Consider the following 24,666-nt stretch of genomic DNA (forward strand, 5'->3'; position numbering starts at 1 on the left):
CTCATGCGCGACCGGCTCGCGCGGGGGGCATGATCCTACGCCGGCGCTGATCGCTCAAGCCCCATGGGGCGCAACGGATGGCTTGACACCAGGGTGAACGCCTGGCCCTAGCCGTCGCGGTGAAGCAGGAAATCCACCATGATGGCCTCATGCTGCTGGTACATGTCCGTGCCGGTCCCGGTCACGCAGCCGATCCGGCGGGCCGCCGCGATGAAGGGCGACACTTCAGGCTTGGTGATGACGCAGCCGCAATAGGAAGCCGGCGCGAGCCGCGCGACATCGACGGGCAGCGGATCGCCCTCTTGCATCCCCGCCGGTGTCGCATTGGCGACAAAATCGAAGCTCGCGGGATCGCTGGTGCCGACCCGCACCGGCGCCTTGCCGAGGGCGTTGAGCCGGCCGATCAGCGCGTCGCGGCGCTCGGCCGCGGTGTCGTGAATGGCAAGCTCGCGCACGCCGGCCTCGACCAGCGCCAGCGCGATCGCCGACCCCGCGCCGCCGGCGCCGACGAGCAGTGCCCGCATGCCGGCGGGGTTGATCCCCTTCGCCCGCGCCGCACCGACGAAGCCAAGGCCGTCCACCATGTCGCCATGCCAGGCGCCGTCGGCGCGCCGGCGCATCAGGTTCACGGTGCGCAGGAAATGCGCCCGCTTGGTCGCGCTGGCGCAGGCCCGGTAGCAGGCGAATTTGTGCGGGATGGTCACGACGATGCCGTCGAGATTCTTCAGCCGCGTTGCGACCGAGAGGAAGTCGGCTAAATCGCTCGGGGCGACCTGAACGGGCATCAAGGTGCCGTCATGGCCGCGTGCGGCAAAGGCGGCGCTGACGCCTGCGGGCGAGCGCACCTGCGCGATGGGATCGCCGACGATGACGTAGAGCCGCGTGGCGCCTGTCGGAGCCGGGATCATGCCGCTCAAGCCGGGACCTCGGAGGTCAATTCCAGTCCATCCAGATTGCCCTCCTTGCGCCACTTCTCGAGCAGCCGCAGGAACGCCACCGGCCCACGCCAATATTGGCTGTTTCGCGCCGCGATCGGATCGAACACGCCTTCGTTGTTGTAATAGCCCGGCGTGCATTCAGCGAGATAAGTCTGGCGGCCGAGCGCGGCCTTGACGACCTCCTCGACCCAGGCGTTCTCGGCCGCCAGCGTCGGCTCCAGCGTGCGCGCCCTGCGCTTGCGGACTTCTGCGATCACATAGGCGATGTGCTGCGACTGCTCGTCGATGATGTGCGGGAAGTTGGCGCTCTGGCCGGCCTGCACCGTGACGATCAGGAAACAGTTCGGGAAGCCTCGGCTGTAGAAACCGTGCAGCGTCTTGACGCCGTCGCGCCAGCGCTCGGACAGGCTGATGCCGTCGCGGCCGTAGACCTCGAAGCCCATGCGACGCGCGTAATCGGTGCCGACCTCAAAACCGCTGGCATAGATCAGGCAATCGAGTTCATAGGCCTTGCCGTCGACCACAACGGCACTTTCGGTGATGCGCTCGACGCCCTGCCCCTTGGTGTCGACGAGATGAACGTTGGGACGATTGAAAGTGTCGAGATATTCGTCATGAAAGCACGGCCGCTTGCAGAACGCCTTGTACCAGGGTTTTAGCGCCGCCGCGGCCGCCTCGTCCCTCACGATCGCATCGACGCGGGCCCGGATTTCCTCCATCTTCCGATAGTCGGCTTGCTCGATGACCTTGAGAGCCTCTTCCAGCGACGTGACCGGCCGGGGCTGGCGGCGCGGCGCCAGCAGGATCTCGCCGAGCAGACCGGTCCAGCCGTCCTGCACCAGGTCTCGCTCGAACGGCTCGCCGGATATCACCGCGGTGAAATTGTCCATGCGCTCGCGCTGCCAGCCGGGCTTGAGGCTCTGCGCCCAGGCCTGGTCCGTCGGACGGTCGTCGCGCACGCCGATCGCCGAGGGCGTACGCTGGAAGACATAGAGCTCCTTGGCGGAGCGGCCGAGATGCGGCACGCATTGCACGGCGGTGGCGCCGGTGCCGATGATGCCGACGCGCTTGTCGGCAAGACCTGTCAGATCTCCCTCGGCGGTGCCGCCGGTATAGCCATAGTCCCAGCGGCTGGTGTGGAAGCTGTGGCCCTTGAAGCTTTCGATGCCGGGAATGCCCGGCAGCTTGGGACGACTCAGCGGGCCGCCGGCCAGGATGACGAAGCGCGCGCGGATGCGGTCGCCGCGATCGGTCTCGACCAGCCAGCGCGCCTCCTGCTCCTGCCATTCCATCCGCGCGATCACGGTTTGAAACAATGCGCGCTCATAGAGCGCGAAGTGACGGCCGATGCGGCGGGAGTGCTCGTAGATCTCCGGCGCCCGCGCATATTTGCGCACCGGCATGTAGCCGGTCTCTTCCAGCAGCGGCAGATAGATGTAGCTCTCGGTATCGCAGGCCGCACCGGGGTAGCGATTCCAGTACCACGTGCCGCCGAAATCGGCGGCCTTTTCCACGATACGAAAATCATCGATGCCGGCTCCACGCAGACGCGCGCCGCAGAGCAGACCGCCGAAGCCGCCGCCGACAATGAGCACCTCGGTCTGTTCGCAGACGGGCGCGCGCGCAAAACCGGGATCGGCCCAGGGATCGTCGAGATAGCGGCCGAACTCGCCGGTGACCTCGACGTATTGCGCCTTGCCCTCGGCGCGCAGACGGCGGTCGCGCTCGTTGCGATAACGCGCACGCAGTGCGGAAATGTCGACCGTAGACTCGCCGGCTGTACCGGTCTTGTGTCTTTCCGCTGACATCCATTTCCTCCACGGCGGCAGCTGCTTCGCCGGCAGCTCACCGCACGTTAGCCCCGAAAAAGTGACGCATGCAATCACCTCCCTCGCTTTTTGCGTGAACGCCGCGTGACGTTCCGCTAACCTCGCGCGCAAATCACAAGCCTATGCCGTGCAACGACATGGCGCTCCGGAGGGAAACGATGCAGGGATTGATGATGGACATGCCGCTCCTGATCAGCGGCCTGATCCAGTACGCCGCCGACCATCACGGCGAAGCGGAGATCGTCGCGCGCGAGATCGAGGGCGACATCCATCGCTATACCTATGCGGACGCGCATCCGCGCATCAAGCGTATGGCGCTGGCACTCAAGCGGCTCGGCATGCAGCGTGGCGACCGCGTCGGCACGCTCGCCTGGAATACCCACCGGCATTTCGAGATGTTCTATGCCGCGCCGGGCATGGGATATGTGCTGCACACCGTCAACCCGCGACTGTTTCCCGAGCAGCTCGTCTATATCATCAACCACGCCGAGGACCGACTTCTGTTCATCGACCGCGCCACGCTGCCGATCGTCGAGGCGATCGCGCCGCAGCTGAAGACGATCGAGGCCTATGTGGTGATGTCCTCGCGCGAGCGGATGCCGGACACGAAGCTCGCCAACGTGCATTGCTATGAGGAGCTGCTGCAACAGGAGAACGAGGCCGGCTTCGCCTGGCCGGAGTTCGACGAAAAATCCGCCTCCACCATCTGCTACACCTCGGGCACAACAGGCAATCCCAAAGGCGTGATCTACTCGCACCGCGCCGCGATCCTGCAGACGATGACCTCCTGCAATTTCGACTTCCTTCCGGGACATGTCGAAGGCGTGCGCGAGGTGATGATGCCGATGGCGCCGCTGTTCCACGGCAATGGCTGGAACATGCCGTTCACCGCGCCCTATACCGGCTCGAAGCTGGTGCTGCCCGGCCGCAATTATGAGCCCGACAAGCTCTATGAATTGCTCGAAGGCGAGAAGGTGACGCTGTCGGCGGGCGTGCCGAGCTTCTGGCTGATCCTGCTCGACTGGCTCGGCCGCACCGGCAACAAATTCACCACGCTGCGCGCGACGCTCTCGTCGGGCTCCGCCCCGCCGCGCGCGATGGTCGAGAAGCTCAAGCGCGACTACAATGTCGACTACATCCAGGCTTGGGGCATGACCGAGGCGCTGGGCTGCTCGATGCCGAGCTTGCGGCCGGGCTCGGAGCATCTCAGCGATAAGGAGAAGTTCGACCGCCGCCAGGTCTCGGGCCGGGCCTGCTTCGGCACCCATTTGCGCATCGTCGACGATGCCGGCAATGAGCTGCCGCGCGATGGCAAGACCGTCGGCCATTTGCGCGCGCGCGGTCCCTGGGTCGCTTCCGGCTACATGAAGCTCGACGAAGGGCTCGACCGCGACGGCTGGCTGATCACCGGCGACATGGCCGTGATCGACAGCCAGGGCCACGTCACCCTCACCGACCGCTCCAAGGACGTGATCAAGTCCGGCGGTGAATGGATCTCCTCGATCCAGCTCGAGGATATCGCGCTGTCGCATCCCGACGTGCTGCAAGCCGCCGTGGTCGCGATCAGCCATGAGAAATGGCAGGAGCGTCCTCTGCTCCTCGTCGTCCGCAAGAAGGGCGCGACCGTCGACGGCAAGGCGCTGCTCGATCACATGCGCCCGAAGATCGCGAGCTGGTGGCTGCCCGACGCCGTCGAATTCCTCGACGAATTCCCGATGACCGGCACCGGCAAGGTGCTGAAATCGGCGCTGCGCGAGAAGTTCAGGGACTATCGCGTCGCATGACGAGATCGGTCGCGTGCGGACAATTCCGTGCGCGATCTTCATGTTTTGGTCAATTCGGGAACGATATACCGGGACGTCGCGAACCCATATGGAGGACATCATGGCGTTTTCCGGCCTGGGCCTGCATCTCGGCAATCTGTCGCGCCTGTCGAACGCGCAGACGCGCTCGATCAGCCCGGAGAACTTTTCGGGCGAAAAGGGCAGAGGCGGCATGTCCGTCGATGGCCCCGCCGCCCGCCAGGCCCGCGATCTCGGCCAGGGCTGGAAGGTCTCGCCTTACGTCGTCATCGAGCCGGGCGCGACGTTCACGCTCGCCGACATCGAGGGCCAGGGCGCGATCCAACAGATCTGGATGACGCTGGCGCGCGGGCGGCTGCGCCATTCGATCCTGCGCGTGTACTGGGACGATCAAGAGCAGCCCAGCGTCGAATGCCCCGCCGGCGATTTCTTCGCCTGCGGCTGGGAGGAGTTCGCGCAGGTGTCCTCGCTCGCGGTCTGCGTCAACCCCGGCCGCGCCTTCAACTGTTACTGGGAAATGCCATTCCGCAAGCGCGCGCGCTTCACGCTGGAGAATCGCAGCGAGGAGCAGATCACCCTCTACTATCAGATCAACTACACACTGACTGATGTCCCTGAGGATTGCGCCTATTTCCATGCGCAGTTCCGGCGCACCAATCCGCTGCCTTACAAGGAGGTCTACACCATCCTCGATGGCGTCAGCGGCGCGGGCCATTATGTCGGCACCTACATGGCCTGGGGCGTCAACAACAACGGCTGGTGGGGCGAAGGCGAGATCAAGTTCTTCATCGACGGCGACGGCGACTTCCCGTCGATCTGCGGCACCGGCACCGAAGATTATTTCTGCGGGGCCTACAATTTCGATCCCTATGTCGCGCATTCCCGCCAGGGTCCGCCGCAGCAATCGCGCTATCAGGAATTCACCACACCCTACGCCGGCCTGCCTCAGGTGATCCGCCCCGATGGCGTCTACAAGTCACAACAGCGCTTCGGCCTCTACCGCTGGCACATCCCCGATCCCGTACGTTTCCGCTCCGACCTGCGCGTGACCATCCAGGCGCTGGGCTGGCTGCCCGGCGTTAAGGAGGCAAAATACCTTCCGTTGCAGGACGACATCGCGTCGGTCGCGTTCTGGTATCAGGGATTGCCGACGGCACCATTTCTCAAGCTGCCTGGCCCGGACTATCTCGAAATCGGCTAAGCCGCTACCGTCGAGCTCAAGCGCACGCTCGAAAGTTTCATGGACCGGCACATCTATCCGAACGGGGAGCGGTTCTATCGCGAGGCGGAGGAGCTCGGGCCGTGGAAGGTCTATCCCGTCGTCGAGGAGCTGAAGCCGCTGGCGCGTGCGGAGGGCCTCTGGAATCTGTTCCTGCCGGAATCGCGCCATGGCGCGCCGGCCTCACCAAGCTCGAATACGCCCCGCTCTGCGAAGTCATGGGCCGCTCGCATCTTGCGCCCGAAGATCGCAAGGCTCGAGCTGAAGAAGTATTCGAACGCGTAAGCCGACGCTGGTGCGTAGGTACCAGAGAATGCGCTAGAGGGATCGTCGTCTAGTCGACTCTTGGCGGATCCTGCATGGGCGAAGATACATTCAGATTCGAAATCGCTTCGAGCATCGCTCCGAAAATGATGATCGGCAGATAGAACGCAAGCATTGTATTCCTCCTGCTGTGACAACTTGGGCCCGTGAGGCCAGGTTCCTCAAATTGACGCTCGCCCGCCGCGGAACATTGTTGGTGCTTACCAAGCTACCGACGACAAATGATTCGCAGGCCGTATCAAGAGCGCATCGCGTCAATCGCATGGGCGATCAGAACGACTGCGCTTGCGGCAATGAGAAACACAAACAACCAGCTCACGTCCGCCTCCGATCCCGGAAGTGAACGCGTTCATCCGTGCACAGTCAAAAACCATCGGTCTGGAACCGCTATTCTGCAGCTCGCTGATGCTTCGCCGCAACAATTGCATCTGCTATCGGTGCTATCGGCAGAACGCCAAAAGGACCAACGTGCCGACGATACAGGCTGCTAGAACTAAAAACCAAACGCTCATGCAGTCTCCCGACTCAACACACGCGATCAGAATTAGCCTCACGGTATGGCATTGAAACGCTTGTTACCGGTTTTCCCCAGGGCCAAGCGCGACCATCTGCTCGCGGCGTTAGTCTAATACCTCGACCGTCGCCGACCGTCCCGCCACCAGTGACAAGGCTTCAGGCACCGGATCCAGCGCAATCCGCACCGGGACGCGTTGGGCCAGCCGCACCCAGCTGAAGGTGGGATTGACGTTCGCGAGCAGGCTCGCGCCCTCGGCGCGGTCGCGATCCTCGATGCCGGCCGCGATGCTCTCGACGTGGCCGGTCAGTGTGGCCTTCTCGCCCATCAGGCGAACCTGCACCTTGTCGCCGACGCGGATGCGCGCAAGCTTGGTCTCCTCGAAATAGCCTTCGACATGCAGCGTGTCGGTGTCGACCAGCGCCATCACGCCCTTCCCGGCCGTGACGTAAGCGCCGGGGCGCAGATCCATGTTGGTGATCACGCCGTTCACGGAGGCACGGACCTCGCTGCGGTCGAGGTTGAGCTGCGCCACCGCACGGTCGGCGACGGCCTGATCGAACGCCGCCTTGGCCTGGAGCTGGGTCGCCAGCACCTGCTCCTGCTTCTGCTGCGAGACGGCGTCGGTCGTCAGCGCGCTATAGCGCTTCAGATCGGCATTGGCCTGATCGAGCGTCGCCTGATGACCGGCGACCGAGGCATCGGCCTGCCGCAGCGCCAGCGCGAAGCGCTCGCGGTCGATCCGGAACAGCACGTCGCCGCGTCGGACCTTCTGGTTGTCCTTGACCAGCACCTCGGTCACGAAGCCGGAGACGTCAGGGGCAACCTGCACCACGTCGGCGCGGACGCGGCCGTCGCGGGTCCAGGGCGACTCCATGTAGTAGACCCAGAGCTCGCGGCCGACCGCGAGCGCAGCGACGATGACGATGACGGTCAGCGCGAGGCGGCCAAGCCCGGCGAGATTTCCTTTCATGGCAGATACTCCGAGAGATAGACGACGCCGCCGAGAAGGCAGACGAAAATCGAGAAATCGAACAGCGCGCGGTGCCACACCAGCCGGTAGAGGTCGAAGCGCTGCATCAGGCGGCGCTGCACCGCGCTCAGCGCATAGGCGACGATGATCCACAGCAGCAAGGCCGGCACCAGCACGCCGTAAATGTCGATCACATACCTCATGCCGCAACACTCTCGCCTGCGCGTGGCCGATAGGCCGGCGCGTCCGGGAACAGGCCGCGGCGGATGCCGACGAGGCCGATCAGCGCGTCTTCCCGCGCGCTGTCATTGGGATCCTTGACGGCCTGGGCCAGCGCCCGATCGACATGCCGCAACAATTCTGCAGGCATCCCTCCGCCGGCATAGCTGCGGCAGGCGGCGGCAAGCTGGTCGAGCATGTCGTCGATGACCGAGATGGTCGATATCGCAAGACCATAGCGGGCGCGGCGCAGGTCGATGATGTTCAGCCCGATGCGGAGCTGGACCAGGCTGTCGGTGTCGCGGCGATCGCTCTCGGAGAGGAAGGCGATGCGCTGCACCAGCAATCCAAGACGGTGCAGCATCAGGCCGGCGAATTCGGCGCGGTCGCGCTTGCCGCGGCGCTCGGCGGCAATCGCGATCGTCTTCCAGCTCGACAGCACCAGGCGGTTGGCGATCCACTCCGCGCCGACCCCGCGCGCGATCCGCGTCACGATTTCGGCGATGACGACGCCGACGAAGAAGGCGACCGCCGAGTTGGCGTAGGAGGCGAAATCCGCGCTGTAGGTCGATTGGATCGCAAGCAGGGTCGCGGTGTTGGCCGCGAGCGCCATGCCGGTTCCCGCGGTGGCGGGACGGCCGATCAAGAAGCCATAGAGCAGGAACGTCGGCGCCAGCGCGACGATCAGGACCTCGAGATGGGAGATCGCGGGCACGATCGCGAACAGATAGACCGCGACGACGACGATCGCGACCAGCGACCATAGACCGAAACTGCGGATGAAACGCGCCGGCTCGTCCTGCGCGGCAAAGAATGAGCAAGCGACCGCCGCCATCATCGGCGCCGATGCGCCGTCCGGCCAGCCGGTGCCGATCCAGAAGGCGCAGCAGATCAGGATCGCCGTGGCGGCACCGGCTGCCGACCACAGCGCGAGGCCACGGTCCCTGTGCCGCACGGGTGCGGCGCCCGCCTCGGATTGGAAGGCGAGATCGAGCGTCGAAACGTTGCGCCCATCGCCGATCGCCGCAGTCAGCGTGCGGCAATCGCGCGAGAGATCGACGAGTTCGCGCAGCCGTGACAACAGGCTGGTAGTGATGATCCGTTCCCAGGAGGCACTGTCATCGAGCACCGCCTGCCGCTCCGCGATCATGGCGCGGATGCGCTCGGCCGGCTGCCGCGCGCCGACATCGCTCGTGATCCATTGCGCGAGATCCTCCAGCAGCCGCTTCAGTTCGGGCTGACGCCGTAACACCTCCTCCCCCAGTGCGGCCAGCCGATCCTCCAGCGAGGCGACCACCGGCAGCAGCATCAGCATGCGCAGCCGGATCTCGCCAAGGCCGATCACGGCATTGCGATCGGTCAGCCGGTCATAAGCCAGATGGGTGGAGAGCGTGTCGATCTCGACGATGTCGGTCGCAAGCTTGAGGCGCCGGCCGCGACGCGTTTCGCTCGTGCCCTGCCGCAGCAGCACCACCTGGCTCAGGCGCTGCGCATCCGAGAGCCAGGTGTCGACCCGATGGGCGACGGCCGGCCCGACGCTGCGCGGAAAGACGATGGTGGAGACGAGGCTGGCGGAGATGATGCCGAGCGAGATCTCCTCCACCCGCGCCACTGCGATGTCGAAGATGGCGCCGGGCTCGGAGACCGAGGGAAAGCCGATCAAGGCGACCGTGTATCCTGCCAGCATGAAGACATAGCTGCGCGGCGTGCCGTCGAGCAGCGAGAGGTAAAGGCAGAGTCCGACCCAGAGCGCGATCGCGAGGCACAGCAGTTCCGGCGCGTCGATCAGATTCGGCACCAGCGCCACCGTCATGGCCGCGCCGACCAGCGTGCCAATCACGCGGAAGAACGCCTTCGAGCTGGTCGCGCCCGCGAGCGGCTGCGAGGTGATGTAGACCGTCGCCATCGCCCAATAGGGCCGCGGCAAATCCATGGCGAGCGCGATGACGAGCGCCAGCATCGACGCGGCGAACGTCTTTAAAGCAAAAATCAGGTCCGCGTGGCGGACCAGGAAGGACTCGTCCGTGCGCATGCTACTTCGCCTCTAGGCCCGTCTTGGCGTCTTGCAGACGGCAGCCCGCCGTTCGATGCGCTGAAGAGTCTCGAAGGTTATCGCAAGTTCCTCGGGCTCGATATCCCTTAGCAGGCTCGCCCGCACCGCAGAAGCGAACGAGGACAGGCGCGTCAGGCCCTCAGGATGAGGGCGGAGTGCTTGGCAGCAAATTTCGGCAGGCCAAGCTGCCGCTCAGCCTGATTCATGAGGAGGCCGCTGAAAGCGGTCTGCTCGAAGGACGAGGCGCTTGCTCGGACAGCACCAATCGTACCCTACAGCCCTGTCGCCTCACCTCACCACATAGACGTCCGGATCGGCGCTGGAGCTTGGGTTCTTGAAGGCATTGCGCAGGGCCGGCGACATCGGGACGTTGTAGTTGATGCCATTCGGCGGCGTCGGCGATTCCAGCCAGCGCTTGTAAAGCACCTCGATTTCCGGGCTGGCGTAGAGCTCGGCCGTGGCGCGGTCGGCCAGCGCCTTGAACGGCGCGTCCTCTCTCCGCAGCATGATCCCGAACGGCTCGGCCTTCGCAAACGTCTCCTCGCTGATCATGTAGAGTCCCGGCTCCTTCGAGCGCGCAATGGCGACCGCGAGCTGGACGTCGTCGAGCGCGTAGGCCTGGGCCCGGTCGGTCTCCAGCAGCAGGAAAGCCTCAGCCTGATCCACGGCCGGCATGATCTTGATGCCGAGGTTGCGCTCGGTATTGACCTTGGCGAGCTGGTTCAAGTTGACAGAGCCCGCGACCGCGGTGACCGCCTTGCCCTTGAGATCGTCGACAGTGTTGATCTTGGCCGCCTTCTTCGCCGCGAAGCGCGTCGCGCTGAGGAAATGCGTGTTGGTGAAGGCGACCTGCTTCTGGCGGTCGGCATTATTCGTGGTCGCCGAGCAATGCAGGTCGAGCGTGCCGTTGACCATCAGCGGAATGCGGTTCGACGACGTCACGGCGACATAGTCGACGGCAATGTCGGGCATGGCAAGCTGCTTCTTCACCGCGTCGACGATCTTGAGGCAGATGTCCAGGGCAAAGCCGACCGGCTTCTGGTTGCCGTCCAGATAGCTGAATGGGACCGAAGCCTCCTGATAGCCCAGCGTGATCTTCTTGGTCTCCTTGATCTTCTGGAGCGTGCCGGTGAGGTCCTCGGCTGAAGCTGCGCCTGCAAGGCATGTCAGGGCGAGGACAACGGTAGGAAAACGCATCGCGGGGCTCCTCAAGGGGTCATCGTCTCATGGCGAGACGCGATCGCGGAGGTGATAGCCTACGTATGCGCCTGCCGCCAGAGGTGGCTGCGTCTATCAGCTCTTGCGCTTTTGTATATTTCGCGGCCGAGGGATTAAGCCTCGATCCCGCGCTGGACCAGGATGCGCTCGGCGCTGTCGTTCCAGACGTCCATCTTCACGATCTGGCCGCCCTTGACGACGAAGCGGTCGACGTAGCGATTGCCCTCGAACGGCGTGCCGTCGGTCCACTCGCCATAGAGCGTGCCGATGCTGTAGACGATGGTCTCGTCCGCGCCGGGGCAGACATCGAAGCGGTCCATCTTCTTCTTGACCCAGCGATAACGCCTGGCATTGAAGCCAGCCGGCCCGCGCGGGTGATCGAACTCGCGCCCGCCGGTAAAGGTGATCACCGTACCTGGCTTCATATAGGCCGCCGCGGCGTCGGGATCGGGGATCATTGATGCTTTAAGATAAGCTTCGACGATTTCGGCGTCGGTCATCGGGCGGTCGGCTCTTGCTGGGGCGGACATCGTGGGTCTCTTGGTGGGTCTCTTGGCGGGTTCTATTGGCGGGTTCTATTGGCGGGTTCTATTGGCGGGTTCACCGGACGTATATTCTACAATTCGTGCACTGAACTGCATGCATATTTTTGAACATTTTCGTGGCAGAGTTGCCCAGAATCTGGAGCTGCCGGCTTACGCCTTGTCCGCTAGCCTGTCCCACGCGAATCCGACTTCATGACCACCCAGGCCGCCTTCGATCTCGTTTTCCGCAACGTGCTGTTGCGATCATCAGCCGCGCCCGTCGACATCGCCGTGAAAGGCGGCCGCATCGCCGCGATCGAGCCAAAGCTTTCGTGCGAAGCCGTCGAGGTCGAGGTCGGCGGACGCCTCGCCTTGCCCGGCTTTGTCGATACCCACATCCATCTCGACAAGGCCTGCCTGCTCGGCCGCTGCGGGCATGGCCACGGCAGCGTCTCCGAGGCCATCCGCGCCGTCGCCGGAATGAAGAAGGATTTCACCGTCGAGGACGTCTATGCGCGCGGCGCAAAGGTGCTCGAACGCGCCATCGTGCATGGCACGACGCGGATGCGGACGCATGTCGAGATTGACCCGCGCATCGGCTTGCGCGGCTTCGAAGCGGTCAAGGCGCTGAAGCGCGACTATGCCTGGGCGATTGACCTCTCGCTCTGCGTCTTCCCGCAGGAAGGCCTGACCAACGATCCCGGAGCCGAGGACCTGCTGATCCAGGCGCTGCGCGAGGGTGGCGAGGTCGTCGGCGGCTGTCCCTATACGGACACCGACCCGAGCGTCCATCTCGAACGCGTCTTCGATCTCGCGCAGGAATTCGACGTCGATGTCGACCTCCACCTCGACTTCGATCTCGATCCGTCCTGGTGGCATCTCGACGAGGTCTGCCGGCAGACCGAGCGGCGCAGCTATGAGGGGCGCGTTGCGATCGGCCATGCGACAAAGCTCTCGGCATTGCCGCCGCAGCGGCTGAAGACCGCCACCGCGCAGCTGGCGAAAGCGGGCGTTGCCGTGACGGTGCTGCCGGCGACCGATCTCTATCTCATGGGCCGCGAAGCCACCCACAACGCTCCGCGCGGATTGACGCTGGCCCACAAGCTCGCCCGCGACGGCGTGCTGTGCTCGGTTGCGACCAACAACGTGCTCAATCCCTTCACGCCGTTCGGCGACGCCTCGCTGCTGCGCATGGCGAACTTCTACGCCAATGTCGCGCACGCCTCGGTCAGCGATTTCGACACCTGCCTCGACCTCGTGACCGAGCTGCCGGCCCGGCTGATGAACCTCGACGATTACGGCGTCAAAGTCGGCAATCCCGCCGATCTCGTCGTGCTCGACACGCAGGACAGCCGCTTCGCCATCGCGGAGCTGCCGGAGGTCGTGATGGGGTTCAAGCGCGGCCGGCAAACGTTCGAGCGGCAGCGGCCGACGCTGTTCCGCCCCGGCCACTGAGCGGCCATTGCTCGGGTCCGGCGGTAAGATGGTCGGGCAGCGGGCCTCCGCTTCGCGCTGCGTCGACCCGATTTCGGCTGCAATCGCTCGACAATCCGGCCCCGGTAGAATCCCGGACCGTAGCCGTGCGCATTGCCCAAAGGGCCTGCCGGATCGTACTACGGGGCGCCCTGATCAGCGTCGGTGGGGAAGCATGGATTTGTTCAGCGCATTCGGCAGCATCGACTATCAGTCGGTGCGGGCCAACACGCCCGCAGAAATGGCCATCAAGCGATTGAACGGCATCGGCGAAGTGCTGTCGGCGCTCGATATCTCGGCAACCCAGACCGAGAGCGACATGGCTCACGCGCTCTGGGCGCTCGATACGGCCGACAAGTGCATTGGCATGATCCTGGCGGAGTTCCGCGCCGAGCGCAGCGCGGACGTTGTGCGCAAGGCCAAGAGCCTGATCGGCTTGATCGAGCAAGCCCGCAGCGCAATTTCCGGCGATGGCGCCGGCGGCAAGACCCTGACCCGAACGCGCGCGGTCAGCGCTTGATCTTCGCGAGGATGCGATCCGCCTCGATGCGCCAGTCGGCGCTGCGGGCGAACTCTTTCGTTCCCTTGGTGCCAAACAGCCCTTCATCGGCGAGATCGGCGACCCAGGCCTGACGCTCGGCCGTACCCTGCGCCGACCACGGCGTCAGTCCCGCCTCGCGCACGGTCTCGGCTACCTCGCGCATTTCTTCGGCCCGGCGGCGGCCGTGCTCGATCACGCGCTGGAAGAAATAGGCGCCTTGCTTCTCCCAATCGATGGCGGGAAACGTCTCCGCCAGCGAGGCCAGCACGGCGTCCTCGACGCCATAGGCGCGCGCGGTCGTGAAGCTTTCGATGACCATGGCCTCGAGGCCCTTGATCATGATGCTGCGGCACATCTTCACCGCCGAGGACACGCCGAGCTTGTCGCTCGCGACCTTCGCCGCGAAGCCGATCGCATTCAGCAGCGGCTCGAGCTCCTTCGCGCCGGGGCCGCCGAGCAGCAGCGGCACCTTGATGCGGTACGGCGGCACCGAGGTCATCACCGCGCCCTCGACATAGCGCCCCGCGGCACCGTCGATCAAGGCCGCCGCGCGCTGCTTGGCGCCTGGCGAGGCCGAGTTGAAATCGAGGAACCAGGTGCCCTGGTTGATCGCGGCTGCGCAGGCTTTTGCAACAGGCACGGCCTGGCTCGCGGTGACGGCGGAGATGATGAAATCGGACTTTGCGCTCAGCTCGGCATGAGACGCCGCAAGCGTCACGCCGTGCTTCGCCGCATGCGCCTTCAGCGGCGCACCCTGCTCGGTCCCGAGCTTGATGTCATAGGCTGCGACCTTGATGCCTTGCTGGCGCAAATCCTCGGCCAGGATGCGGCCGACCTCGCCATAGCCGACCAGTCCGATCTGCCACCGTTTCGGATCCGCCATCAGTTCAGTCCTCGTGTCGTCTCGTCGAACAGCTCCTCGACCGCATAGCGGCGCGGGATCAGCGCCTGCTGGAATGCGTAGTCGATGATCAGCTCCAAGGGTTTTCTGTTGGCCTCGATCCCGAACGGTAGGAGGTCGGGTGTCGCTGCAGCGCCCATCTGCTGCTTGTTCCGCTTGAGCAGATCATAGACGCCCGCGACCACGTCGGGACGCGATTTTGCAAGCCGCCCGGTCACGACCACGAGATGATTGACCGGAACGACGCCACGCCTGGCGTACCATTTGGCGGCTTCCGCGGCCGGATCGGCGAAGAGCGGCTTCAGCTTGGGATTGTCAGAGGTCTCGCCGAGGACGGCATCGATCTCGCCGTCGATGAGCATCTGCAAGATCTTCTTGTCCTTTGGCGCGCGCTCGGTGGTGTCGACATATTCGGCGACGTGCGGATCCTCGAAGGTCACCCATTTGATCTTGTCGAGATTGACGCCATAGTCGTTGGCGAGGATGCCCCTGATCCAGGCGCCGGTCGTTGTCGTGAACGAGCGGATGCCGACGCGCTTGCCTTCGAGATCGGACGGCCCGAGCGTGCCATGCGCGGGGTTATAGAGAGCATAGGAATGCTGGAAGCGGCCGAGTATGGTGGCCGGCAACAGCACCAACGGCTTGCCGTGCGCCCTTGCCATCAGATAGGTGACGATCGCCATCTCGCAGACATCAAAAGCCTGCTCGCGCACCATCGGCTTGAACGCCGTGTTGGTTGGCGTGTACTCGACGAAGTCGAGGTCGAAAAGCTCGGAGCGGAGCGCGCCGCTCTTCACCGCCTGGACATGAGGATGACTGCCGAGCACGGCCCTTCAGCTTGAGACGATCCATCCGCCCGCCCCGCTTCTCTCATTCCGCTTCAGGCGTCCTCGGGATTGTCGACGTAGACAAGCCCGGCCTTCGCCAGCGCCTCGCGCATGCTGTACATGTCGAGCCCCAGCTCGCCCGAGGCGAGCCGTTTGCGCTTGCCGCCTTCGTCAGCGTTGCGCTTCTTCGCTTTCTCGGCGACTTCGGCGGCGTAGCGCTTCGGCACCACCACGACGCCGTCGTCATCGGCGACGATGATGTCGCCGGGATCGACGTTGACGCCGGCGCAAACCACGGGAACGTTGACCGAGCCGAGCGTCGCCTTCACCGTGCCCTTGGCCGAGACCGCGCGCGACCACACCGGAAACTCCATCTCGTGCAGCGCTTTGACGTCGCGGCAGCCGGCATCGATGACCAGCCCCTGCACGCCGCGCGCCTGGAGCGAGGTCGCCAGCAGCTCGCCGAACATGCCGTCGGTGTTGTCGGTGGTGCAGCCGACGACGAGGATGTCGCCCTTCCTGCACTGCTCGACCGCGACATGGATCATCCAGTTGTCGCCGGGCTGCGCCAGCACGGTGACGGCAGGTCCGGCAATCGAGGCGCCCGCCCAGACGGGGCGCAGATACGGCTTCATCAGGCCGATGCGGCCAAAGGCCTCGTGCACGGTCGAGACGCCGTATTCCGCCATTCCGGCGGAATCGGCACGCTTGATGTTGCGAACGACGACGGACTTCATGCCAGTTCCTCCGCAACGGTCGGGAACAGGCGCTGATAGGCCTCGCCGTAGGTCATGGGCACGCCGGTGTTGCGGCTGCCCTGGATGCCGCGATTGAGCGCGACGCGCTCGTAATAGCCCCACAGGTGCTTCTGCGCGGCGAGGATCTGGAAGGCCTCATATTTCTCCTTCCAGACCTCGTCGATCTTGAGCAGCAGGTCCGGCTTGTAATTGCACTGCTCGGGCTGGTGCGGCTCGAACAGGAACACCGGCGGCGCCGAATATTTGTACTGCGCACCGGGCTTGTGGCCCATGGCTTGCGCGACGACGCGGGTCTCCTGCGCGAAATGCGCCGCGTTTGGATGGTCGAAATTATAGGGGTCTTCCAGCGCGTGGGTCAGCACGAAGCTGGGATTGAGCTCGCGGTAGATATCGACCATGCGGTCGAAATGCGCCTCCTTCAGCTTCAGCGGATAGTCGCCGCAATCGAAGAACTCGATCTCGGCACCGAGTACCTTGGCCGCCCGCTCCGCCTCGTCCTTGCGGCCGGCCTTGACCGATTCCAGGGTCGCGCCCTTTTCCTTCCAGGCGAACTGGCTCTCGCCGCGCTCGCCGAAGGACATGCAGACGATCTTCATGCGATAGCCCTTCTTCGCATGCAGCGCGATGGCGCCGCCGGCGCGCCAGACGAAATCACCGGGATGGGCAGTGACGACAAGACCTGCTTTCATGGGACAAACTCCCCTTTTTCGTTCGTAAGCATTTTGGGCTGCCTGCCTCATGCAGGAAGCCAGTTCATTCACGCCGCGACAGCCGCTGGTTCGGCGCCGTCGAGCACGCGCCTCAACCGCTCGCCATCGAGCGCGCCTTCCCATTTTGCAATCGCGATGGTCGCAACCGCGTTCCCGATCAGATTGGTCGGCGTCAGCCCCTGCGACATCAGACGATGGATGCCGAGCACCAGCGCCACGCTCGTCACCGGTATGGTGTCGGTCGTCGACAGCGTCGCCGCCAGCACGACGAAGGCCGCACCCGCGATCCCCGCCGCGCCCTTGGAGGTCACGAGCAGGATCAGCAAGAGCTCGATCTGCGCGGCGAGGCCGAACGGCGTATTGGTCGCCTGCGCCAGGAACACCGACGCGGCGGCGAGATAGAGACAGGTGCCGTCGAGGTTGAAAGAATAGCCGGTGGGGATCACGAGTCCCACCACGCTCTTCTCGCAGCCGGCCTTCTCCAGCTTGGTCAGCATCCGCGGCAGCACCGTCTCTGACGATGTGGTGGCGATGCAGATCAGCAGCTCCTCCCAGATGTAGCGGATCAACTTGAGCAGCGAGAAGCCGCACAGCCGCGCGACCGGGCCGAGCGCTACGATGATGAAGACCACGCATGTGAGATAGAAGCCGCCGAGCAGCTTGCCGAGCGAGGCCAGCGAGCCGACGCCGAACTTGCCGACGGTAAAGGCAATGGCGCCGAACGCGCCGATCGGCGCCGCCCACATCACGAAGCCGACGACCGCGAACACCATCCTGGCGGCGATGTCGATCAGACTCACCAGCGGCGCGGCCCTCTCGCCAAGCTGCACCAGCGCAAAGCCCGATAGCACCGAGATGAACAGCACCTGGAGGATGTTGCCTTCCGCAAAGGCGCCGATGAAGGTCGCAGGCACGATATTCATCAGGAATGGTACGAATCCGATCGCGCCGGTCTGCTTGACATAAGGCTCGATCGCGCTGGCGTTGATGCTGGCGGGATCGATGTTCATGCCGACGCCGGGCCGGAGCAGGTTCACCGCGACGAGACCGATGATCAGCGCGATCGTGGTCATGATCTCGAAATAGATGATCGCCTTGACCGCCAGGCGCCCGACCCGCGCCATGTCGGCCATATGGGCAATACCGTGCACCACAGTGCAGAAGATGATCGGCGCGATCAGCATGCGGATAGCCTTGATGAAGGCATCCCCCAGCGGTTGCATTCTGGCGCCCGCCTCGGGGCTGGCGATCCCAAGCGCGATGCCCGCCGCCATGGCGATGAGCACCTGGATCCAGAGTTCCTTCCACCAGGCCCGCCCGCGCGGCTTGTCGATCGCCATCGCGGTCATCGGTCGAACTCGAACAGGCGCGCGGGATTGTCGACCAGAATCTTCTGCTGGAACTCCGGCTCCGGCGCGAACAGCGGGATCAGGTCGACGAGGTCGCCATCGTTCGGCATCACCTTGACATTGGGATGCGGCCAATCCGTGCCCCAGATGACGCGATCAGGCGCAGTCTCGACGATCTTGCGCGCGAACGGCACCGCGTCGGTGAAGGGCGGACCTGCGGAGGAGACCCGCTCCGAGCCGCAGATCTTGACCCAGCACTTCTGGTCGCGCTGCATCAGCTCGATCAAGATCTTGAACGGAAGCTGGTCGAGCCCCTCGGACGCTTTCACACGTCCCATATGGTCGATGGTGTAGCTCAGCGGCAGCCTGGTCAGCACGTCGGCATATTCCGGCAGATCGATCGCGTCGAAATGCAGGTCGATGTGCCAGCCGAGCGGTGCGACCATCGCGACGATGCGGTTGAACACACCCTTGTCGGGGACGCCGCCGAGATGCCGGACGAAATTGAAACGGCAGCCGCGGAAGCCGCCTTCGTGCAGCACACGAAGCTCGCGCTCGGTGATCGTGTCGCCGATATTGGCGACGGCGCGATAGGCGCCATTGCTTTGCGCGATCGCATCGAGCGCCACCGTGTTGTCGGTGCCGTGCACGCTGGCATTGACGATGACCGCGCGCTCCACCCCAAGCGTGGTATGCAGCGCGCGAAAATCCTCTAGCGGCGCATCCGGCGGCGTGTACGAGCGATCAGGGGCGTAAGGATATTTGGAGCCAGGCCCGAAGATGTGGCAATGCGCGTCACAGGACAGCTTTGGCAGCTTGAACTTCGGCCTGCGCGTGTTCGGATCTGGCGGCGGAATGGTGGGCGTATACATCATCGACATCAGGTGAGCCGCCGAACGCGAGCGCTGCTTTCAAATCTTGCTGCTTGCGGCAGTCCGCCGCCGTGCCGGTGCGGCCTGATCGAGCGCCGGCGCCTGGAAGGCAGCGACGGTGGCCTGCACCAATTGCTCGATCGCGCCCGCAGCATCGCTGCCGTCGGCCTCGCCGCGTGAGAGGCGCGAGACGCGGTCCGGCGTCACCAGCGAATAATAGAGCGCGCCGAGCAGGAAGTGGCTGCGCCAGACGATGTCGGTGCGCGGAATGTGCGGCAGGCTCTCGTGGATCGCGTCGATGAAGGCGTGGCTGGTGTCGTCAAAGGTCTGCGCGATGATCTTTCGCGCGACCTCGTTACCCTCAGCCGACATCACCGCGCGCAGCCGCGTGAAGCGTGCGCCCCCGCCCGCGAGATCGCTGCCGGAGGTGAAGGCCGGCACAATATAGGCGCGAACGATCGCCTCCAGCCGGTCCTGCAGATCGCGCACGCGTTTTGCGGCGGCGAGCAGCTCGGAGCGGCGCAAATTCATCGGCCCACAATGCCGCCGGTAGATCTCCAGCAGCAGGCCGTCCTTGGTCTTGAAATGATAGGTGACGCTGCCCGGATTGGCCCCGGCAGCCTGCGCGATATCGCGCACCGAAACGGCGTTGAAGCCGTTGGTCGCGAACAGCTCCTCGGCCGCGGCGAGGATTGCCTCGCGCATGTTCGGCTTGCGGGCCGTTTCCCTGGTGGGCTTGCGTACCATGTGATTTGTACTATCGTACAAAAGATCAGGTCTCGTCAACAAAAACCATGGGCAGCGCCCGCACGGCTCGGAGACCGCCGTCAGGTGCAAGTGCCCGCAAGGAGTGCTGGGAATGCTGGGTTTGAACAAGAAGATCGCCGGCGTGATGCTCGGCGCGAGCCTGCTGCTGGCTGCGGACGCCGCGCAGGCGGCGGACACTTATCCGAGCAGGCCGGTTCACATCCTCGTGCCCTACGCCGCCGGCGGCGCGGTCGACGTGCTCGCGCGCACGCTGGCCCAGGCCCTGGCGAAGACCTGGGGCCAGCAACCTGTCATCGACAACCGTCCCGGCGCCGGCGGCATCGTCGCCTCGCAGGCGCTGACGCAGTCCGCGGCCGACGGCTACACGCTGATCCTGGTCGCCAGCGGCCATCCGCTCAACCAGTTCATCTATCCGAGCGTGCCCTACGACACGTTCAAGGATTTCACCGCGATCACCGAGGTCGCCTCCTCGCCGCTCGCGATCGTGGTGGCCAAGGACAGCCCCCACAAGACGCTCGGCGATCTCCTCGCCGCCGCCAGGAAGGACCCGGACAAGCTCTCCTATGGCATGTCCGGCAACGGCACTTCGGCGCATCTCGCCGGCGAACTGCTCAAACACATGTCCGGCACCAAGATCGTCGCGATCCCCTACAAGGGCGGCGCGCCGGCGCTGACCGCCGTGATCGCCGGCGAGATCCCGCTCAGCATCAACCCGCTCGCGGAAGCGATCGGCCAGCTCGAAGGCGGCCCAGTGCGCGCGCTCGCGGTGACCTCGGCCGAGCGCTCCAAGGCGCTGCCTGATGTACCGACCGTCGCGGAATCAGGCGTGCCCGGCTACGACGTCTCGGTCTGGTGGGGCGTGCTCGGCCCCGCAAAAATGCCGCCGGAGATCGTCGCAAGACTGGAGAACGACCTGAAGGCGGCGCTGCAGGATCCGAACGTGCTGTCGACGCTCGGCAAGATCGGTGCCACCCCGGTCGGCTCCTCCGCCAAGGACTTTGACGCCTATATCCATGCCGAAGCCACCAAGTGGGAGCCGGTGCTGAAGGCCGCCGATATCCGCGCGCAGTGAGGCTCTTCATACAAGGATCTCGTTTGACGCTGCCGTGGTCGGCGCCGGCTGATCGCTTCGATTCAATTGTGGGCGCTCGCCCGCATCTTCTCCGGCGCCGCGGGGCGCTGCAGCAGGTCGATGTCGTCGCCGCCGCCCTGCGACGGAATCAGGATCGCGCGCTCGCGCGGCAGAGCCTCCGGCATCTCGTCGCGGATGAAGGCGACGAGCTTCTCCCTGATCTCGCAGCGCAGGTCCCAGGATTGCGGCGCATTTCGTGCACTGACCAGCGCCCGCAGCTCGATAGTCCGGGAATCCGCGTCGATCACCTGAAGATTGACGACGGCGCCGTCCCATAGCTTGGACTCCTTCACCGCCGCCTCCAGCCAGCGCCGGATCCGGGGCACGTCGGCGCGATAGTCGACATGGAGCGCGATGACGCCGATCAGGGAGGCGGTGTCGCGGGTCCAGTTCTGGAACGGCTTTTCGATGAAATAGGACAGCGGCACCACCATGCGGCGCCAGTCCCACAGCCGGATCACGACATAGGTCGCGGCAATATCCTCGACCCAGCCCCACTCGTTCTCGATGATCACGGCATCCTCGATGCGGATCGGCTGGGTGATGGCGATCTGCAAGCCCGCGATCAGGTTGCTGAGCAGCGGCCGTGCGGCAAGACCGACGATGATACCGGCAGCACCGGCCGAGGCGAACAGGCTGACGCCATATTGCCTGACCGAGTCGAACGTCATCAGCGCGGTCGACACCGTGATAATGACGATGATGATGTCGGTGACGCGCTTGAACACGCGCACCTGCGTCACGTGCTTGCGCGCGACAAAGTTCTCGGTGACGTCGCGAAAGTTCTGGAGATAGCGCGCCGCGCTCATGTCGACGATCCGGATCGAGATCCAGCCGATCAGCGCGATGAAGGCGACCACGAACAGCCGCGTCAACGGCGTGCGGAACGCGTCGTCGAGCGGCGCAAGCGGCAGGACCAATGCGACGGCGGCAAGGCAGAGGGCCAGTTGGGCCGGCCCCGACGTGCGCTCGATGAATACGCTGATGAGAGGCAGGCGCGTTCTGAAGGCGCGGTTGAGCAGCCAAGCCGCGAATCGATGGAACACGAGCGCCAGCAGAATCGCCCCGCCTACCAGGCCGAGACCGATGATCCATGAGGGAATCCACCCGAACATCTTGTCGATGTCGGCCATGAGGGCCTGCCAATTCATTCGCGTTCCTGGATTTGCATTCGCTGCTCGCCAACGCGTTCCGCCCGGCTTCGCTCCCTTGCCTCACGCAACGCAGCATTCTTCTGGTGCAACCGTACCGAATTGCGCTAATTTGAAACCTACATGACCAGACGTACCGGCAGCGCCGACCTTCCTCTCCACACCGGGCGGGTTCCCCCCTGGCTTGCGAGCCGCATGGCCTCGCTCGGGGCGATCGTCACGCAGGCGATCGTGCTTCATTATGGGCGCGATGCATTCCTCCAGCGTCTGTCGCATCCGTTCTGGTTCCAGTCATTCGGCGCCGTGATGGGGATGGACTGGCATTCCTCCGGCATCACCACCTCCGTCATCGGCGCGCTGAAACGCGGGCTTGGCCCGCTCCAGGACGAGCTCGGCATCTATGTCTGCGGCGGCCGCGGCCAGCATTCGCGCAAGACGCCGGACGAGCTGCTGCAGCTCGGCGAGCGCGTCGGCTTCGACGGCGCGAGCCTCACCCGCGCCAGCCGCCTGGTGGCGAAGGTCGACAGCGCCGCGGTGCAGGACGGCTTTGACCTTTATCTCCACGGCTTCTTCGTCACCGTTGACGGCAAATGGACGGTGGTGCAGCAGGGCATGAACGGCGACAAGCGGCAGGCCCGCCGCTATCACTGGCATTCGGAAGCGCTGAAGAGCTTTGTCGATGCGCCGCACAGCGCGATCGACGGCCCGCAGCAGGGTGAGATCGTGAACCTCACCGACCATCGCGCCGATGTCTCGCGCGTCGCCCAGCTCGAGCTGCTCTCCGATCTCGGGCCGGATCGTATCCTCGCCGAATTCGAGCGGCTCAGCGGCACCGCACCCGAGCCTGCGCAGGCCATGCTGCCGCACCTCATCATGCCAGCACATCACGATGTCCGGCCAAAGGATGTATTCGCGCGGCGCCTGCACGGCACGCTGGCCGCGGCGGCCGAGCGCGGGCCAGTCGATTTCCCGGAGTTATTGCTGACGCCCGGCGTCGGCGCACGCACGGTGCGCTCGCTGGCGATGGTCGCCGAGGTCGTACATGGCGCGCCCTATCGTTTCACCGATCCCGCGCGCTTCTCGCTCGCCCATGGCGGCAAGGACCGGCATCCCTACCCCGTTCCGATCAAGGTCTATGACGAGACCATCCGCGTGCTGAAGGGCGCGATCCGGAACGCAAAGCTCGGACGCGAGGAAGAGATGCAGGCGATCAAGCGCCTCGACGACCAGGCACGCCGACTCGAGCGAACCGCGCGCGGGCCGTCGGTCGAGGCCTACATTGCCGGCGAGCGCGCCGCTTCGCCCGATCTCGACGGCCGCTCCGTGTTCGGCTGGGAGCGCGATCTCGTCGAAACAAAGAAGCGGACCGGCTGATCGCCGGTCCGCCAGAGGGTCGGTCGTGGAGGACACGACCGAAGTTCGATCTTCTCAGGTCTCAGTCTTGGTCGTCGCTTCCGAGCCGGTTGGCGGAATGATCCTGATACTGCTCGGTCTGGATCGACTTGCTGTCCATGCCGCGGATGTCGGAATGCTGCTTCTTGTCGCGGTTCGACAGCACCATATTGTCGCCGATCTTCTCCTTGGGCACCTCGGCGAAGGCGCCGGTGCCGTCGCTCTTGCCATGCATGCCGGACCTGAAATGCGTCTTGCTGCCATGTCCACTTGGCATTGATTTCTCCTCTTGCAGTGAACCGTTTGGTTCCTCGCGGATCATTTTCGCGGCTTCTGACCACCCTCGTTGGGGCCAGTGCTGCGTCCGCTGTCATCACCGGAGCGCAATGCCTGATCCAGCTCGCGCGCATCGGGCGTGTCAGGCTTGCGCTCGAGAATGCGTATCTGCTGCTCGTGGGTCTTCTTGCCTTGCATTCACGGCCTCCGGCCTCTGCGCGGTGCTCCACTATGCGCGACGTCCTTGTCGATGCCGCCTGCAAACGTCACGTCGTTTTCGCTGTCGCCCTCCATCGTGTTCTCGCCGAGCGCCTCCTCGACATCGTCAGGCGACGCGCTCGCCATGTTCGCGCCCTTGGATCCGCCGATCAGCGGATTGTCGCGAAGATCCTTGCTTGTCGGTGCGTGCAGTTTCGCGTGCTTGCTGCTCATGCTCGTCCACCCTTGTCTGCGGGATCGTGCCGGTGATGGGAATCGCGCTCGCCTCCGCCGCCTGATACGCGGCTGTGGCTGCGCTGCGGGTCAGGCGCCGGCTTCTTGACCTCCAGCGGAGCCTTCGCATTCTCGTGCGATGCGCCGGGTCCGCCCTGACGAATGCTGTTCGGTGTCTTGGTGGATGTCGACATCAGTGTCGCCTCCTCAGCGGTCCTGCTGATAGCCCTGGTTGGTCGTGTTCTGCTTGATGTTGGCTTGCTGGCCCTGCTGGTCAGGGTTTTGCGCGCGCTGCTGGCCATGCCCCGCCTGATCAGCAGCCGTCTGCTTGCTGTCGCCAGTTCCCTTCGTGCTTCGATTGGCGGGTGGAACGGGTGGCATCTTGCCGGTCATAGTTTGCCTCCTGAGAGGTGGAAACCCTTGCGGTGCGGATGGCACGGAACTCGTGCCCGACTCTCGTCGCCGCGAGCT

25 protein-coding genes and 2 pseudogenes are annotated in these 24,666 nt (G+C 64.7%); 7 read left to right on the forward strand and 20 right to left on the reverse strand.

The features are described 5' to 3' along the window. Positions 1-107: 107 nt before the first annotated feature. Together ACVWY3_RS14135 and ACVWY3_RS14140 are read right to left on the reverse strand one after the other, a co-directional pair. Positions 108-908, reverse strand: a complete 801-nt coding sequence (locus tag ACVWY3_RS14135) for a shikimate dehydrogenase family protein (RefSeq protein WP_456843363.1) — start codon at positions 906-908, stop codon at positions 108-110. A gap of 5 nt (positions 909-913) precedes the next feature. Further along, positions 914-2,746 carry a flavin-containing monooxygenase gene (locus tag ACVWY3_RS14140; RefSeq protein ID WP_456838993.1) on the reverse strand — a complete coding sequence of 611 codons (1,833 nt, stop codon included), beginning with the start codon at positions 2,744-2,746 and terminating at the stop codon, positions 914-916. Between the two features lie 179 nt (positions 2,747-2,925). Here ACVWY3_RS14140 and ACVWY3_RS14145 point away from each other — a divergent pair, with 179 nt between their 5' ends. From ACVWY3_RS14145 to ACVWY3_RS14155, 3 genes and pseudogenes are all read left to right on the forward strand, one after another. Next, positions 2,926-4,551, forward strand: coding sequence for a long-chain fatty acid--CoA ligase (locus ACVWY3_RS14145; protein ID WP_456838994.1), 1,626 nt, complete (start codon positions 2,926-2,928; stop codon positions 4,549-4,551). 100 nt (positions 4,552-4,651) lie between these two features. Further along, positions 4,652-5,770, forward strand: a complete 1,119-nt coding sequence (locus ACVWY3_RS14150) for a glycoside hydrolase family 172 protein (RefSeq protein ID WP_456838995.1) — start codon at positions 4,652-4,654, stop codon at positions 5,768-5,770. A 39-nt stretch (positions 5,771-5,809) separates the two neighbouring features. Continuing rightward, positions 5,810-6,033, forward strand: a pseudogene (locus tag ACVWY3_RS14155) (acyl-CoA dehydrogenase); the annotation flags it as partial. Positions 6,034-6,732: 699 nt separating this feature from the next. On the opposite strand, the gene ACVWY3_RS14160 reads toward ACVWY3_RS14155, so the two are convergent. The 5 genes from ACVWY3_RS14160 to ACVWY3_RS14180 all read right to left on the reverse strand — a co-directional run bounded on the left by ACVWY3_RS14160 (position 6,733) and on the right by ACVWY3_RS14180 (position 11,619). Further along, positions 6,733-7,599 (reverse strand): efflux RND transporter periplasmic adaptor subunit, encoded by an 867-nt coding sequence (locus tag ACVWY3_RS14160; protein ID WP_456838996.1) that lies wholly within the window; start codon positions 7,597-7,599, stop codon positions 6,733-6,735. Beyond that, positions 7,596-7,802, reverse strand: a complete 207-nt coding sequence (locus ACVWY3_RS14165) for a DUF1656 domain-containing protein (RefSeq protein WP_456838997.1) — start codon at positions 7,800-7,802, stop codon at positions 7,596-7,598. The genes ACVWY3_RS14160 and ACVWY3_RS14165 overlap by 4 nt, the downstream gene beginning before the upstream one ends. Further along, on the reverse strand, positions 7,799-9,850 hold the full coding sequence (locus ACVWY3_RS14170; protein WP_456838998.1) for an FUSC family protein: 2,052 nt from the start codon (positions 9,848-9,850) through the stop codon (positions 7,799-7,801). Before ACVWY3_RS14170 ends, ACVWY3_RS14165 begins: the two co-directional genes overlap by 4 nt. Positions 9,851-10,159: 309 nt before the next feature. Beyond that, positions 10,160-11,068, reverse strand: coding sequence for an amino acid ABC transporter substrate-binding protein (locus ACVWY3_RS14175; protein ID WP_456838999.1), 909 nt, complete (start codon positions 11,066-11,068; stop codon positions 10,160-10,162). A gap of 134 nt (positions 11,069-11,202) precedes the next feature. Beyond that, a complete protein-coding gene (locus tag ACVWY3_RS14180) occupies positions 11,203-11,619 on the reverse strand; it encodes a nuclear transport factor 2 family protein (RefSeq protein WP_456839000.1) in 417 nt (138 codons plus the stop codon). Positions 11,620-11,826: 207 nt separating this feature from the next. On the opposite strand from ACVWY3_RS14180, the gene ACVWY3_RS14185 reads away from it, so the two are divergent. Beyond that, complete coding sequence (locus ACVWY3_RS14185; RefSeq protein WP_456839001.1) at positions 11,827-13,068, forward strand: amidohydrolase family protein; 1,242 nt, start codon at positions 11,827-11,829, stop codon at positions 13,066-13,068. Between the two features lie 193 nt (positions 13,069-13,261). Continuing rightward, on the forward strand, positions 13,262-13,606 hold the full coding sequence (locus ACVWY3_RS14190; RefSeq protein WP_456839002.1) for a hypothetical protein: 345 nt from the start codon (positions 13,262-13,264) through the stop codon (positions 13,604-13,606). On the opposite strand, the gene ACVWY3_RS14195 is transcribed toward ACVWY3_RS14190, so the two are convergent. From ACVWY3_RS14195 to ACVWY3_RS14225, 7 genes and pseudogenes are all read right to left on the reverse strand, one after another. Continuing rightward, on the reverse strand, positions 13,596-14,513 hold the full coding sequence (locus ACVWY3_RS14195) for a DUF1932 domain-containing protein (RefSeq protein WP_456843364.1): 918 nt from the start codon (positions 14,511-14,513) through the stop codon (positions 13,596-13,598). The genes ACVWY3_RS14190 and ACVWY3_RS14195 overlap by 11 nt on opposite strands. After that, positions 14,510-15,380, reverse strand: a pseudogene (locus ACVWY3_RS14200) (ABC transporter substrate-binding protein). The gene ACVWY3_RS14195 and the pseudogene ACVWY3_RS14200 overlap by 4 nt, the downstream one beginning before the upstream one ends. Before the next feature lie 28 nt (positions 15,381-15,408). Next, positions 15,409-16,092, reverse strand: coding sequence for a 4-carboxy-4-hydroxy-2-oxoadipate aldolase/oxaloacetate decarboxylase (locus ACVWY3_RS14205; RefSeq protein WP_456839003.1), 684 nt, complete (start codon positions 16,090-16,092; stop codon positions 15,409-15,411). After that, positions 16,089-16,802 carry a PIG-L deacetylase family protein gene (locus tag ACVWY3_RS14210; RefSeq protein WP_456839004.1) on the reverse strand — a complete coding sequence of 238 codons (714 nt, stop codon included), beginning with the start codon at positions 16,800-16,802 and terminating at the stop codon, positions 16,089-16,091. The genes ACVWY3_RS14205 and ACVWY3_RS14210 overlap by 4 nt, the downstream gene beginning before the upstream one ends. Positions 16,803-16,870: 68 nt before the next feature. Beyond that, positions 16,871-18,172: a C4-dicarboxylate transporter DctA gene (dctA, locus tag ACVWY3_RS14215; protein ID WP_456839005.1), complete on the reverse strand. Its 1,302-nt coding sequence runs from the start codon at positions 18,170-18,172 to the stop codon at positions 16,871-16,873. Continuing rightward, complete coding sequence (locus ACVWY3_RS14220) at positions 18,169-19,053, reverse strand: amidohydrolase family protein (protein WP_456839006.1); 885 nt, start codon at positions 19,051-19,053, stop codon at positions 18,169-18,171. The genes dctA and ACVWY3_RS14220 overlap by 4 nt, the downstream gene beginning before the upstream one ends. 30 nt (positions 19,054-19,083) lie before the next feature. Further along, positions 19,084-19,791 (reverse strand): TetR/AcrR family transcriptional regulator, encoded by a 708-nt coding sequence (locus ACVWY3_RS14225; protein ID WP_456839007.1) that lies wholly within the window; start codon positions 19,789-19,791, stop codon positions 19,084-19,086. 112 nt (positions 19,792-19,903) lie between these two features. Here ACVWY3_RS14225 and ACVWY3_RS14230 point away from each other — a divergent pair, with 112 nt between their 5' ends. Further along, positions 19,904-20,884 (forward strand): tripartite tricarboxylate transporter substrate binding protein, encoded by a 981-nt coding sequence (locus ACVWY3_RS14230; RefSeq protein WP_456839008.1) that lies wholly within the window; start codon positions 19,904-19,906, stop codon positions 20,882-20,884. A 62-nt stretch (positions 20,885-20,946) separates the two neighbouring features. On the opposite strand, the gene ACVWY3_RS14235 is transcribed toward ACVWY3_RS14230, so the two are convergent. Continuing rightward, positions 20,947-22,095, reverse strand: a complete 1,149-nt coding sequence (locus ACVWY3_RS14235) for a mechanosensitive ion channel family protein (protein ID WP_456839009.1) — start codon at positions 22,093-22,095, stop codon at positions 20,947-20,949. A gap of 123 nt (positions 22,096-22,218) precedes the next feature. Between ACVWY3_RS14235 and ACVWY3_RS14240 the strand changes: the two genes are divergently transcribed. Then, positions 22,219-23,469 (forward strand): DUF763 domain-containing protein, encoded by a 1,251-nt coding sequence (locus ACVWY3_RS14240; RefSeq protein ID WP_456839010.1) that lies wholly within the window; start codon positions 22,219-22,221, stop codon positions 23,467-23,469. A 61-nt stretch (positions 23,470-23,530) separates the two neighbouring features. Here ACVWY3_RS14240 and ACVWY3_RS14245 read toward each other — a convergent pair whose 3' ends face one another. From ACVWY3_RS14245 to ACVWY3_RS14265, 5 genes are read right to left on the reverse strand one after another with little or no spacing between them, the layout of a single operon-like run. Continuing rightward, positions 23,531-23,764 (reverse strand): hypothetical protein, encoded by a 234-nt coding sequence (locus ACVWY3_RS14245; RefSeq protein WP_456839011.1) that lies wholly within the window; start codon positions 23,762-23,764, stop codon positions 23,531-23,533. A 41-nt stretch (positions 23,765-23,805) separates the two neighbouring features. After that, the gene (locus ACVWY3_RS14250) at positions 23,806-23,961 is read right to left on the reverse strand and encodes a hypothetical protein (protein WP_456839012.1); all 156 of its coding nucleotides are present in this window, start codon (positions 23,959-23,961) and stop codon (positions 23,806-23,808) included. Continuing rightward, positions 23,962-24,195, reverse strand: a complete 234-nt coding sequence (locus ACVWY3_RS14255; RefSeq protein WP_456839013.1) for a hypothetical protein — start codon at positions 24,193-24,195, stop codon at positions 23,962-23,964. Continuing rightward, positions 24,192-24,389, reverse strand: a complete 198-nt coding sequence (locus ACVWY3_RS14260) for a hypothetical protein (protein WP_456839014.1) — start codon at positions 24,387-24,389, stop codon at positions 24,192-24,194. Before ACVWY3_RS14260 ends, ACVWY3_RS14255 begins: the two co-directional genes overlap by 4 nt. A 13-nt stretch (positions 24,390-24,402) precedes the next feature. Further along, a complete protein-coding gene (locus ACVWY3_RS14265) occupies positions 24,403-24,588 on the reverse strand; it encodes a hypothetical protein (RefSeq protein WP_456839015.1) in 186 nt (61 codons plus the stop codon). Positions 24,589-24,666 lie beyond the last annotated feature (78 nt).

The organism is Bradyrhizobium sp. USDA 4486, assembly GCF_054057995.1.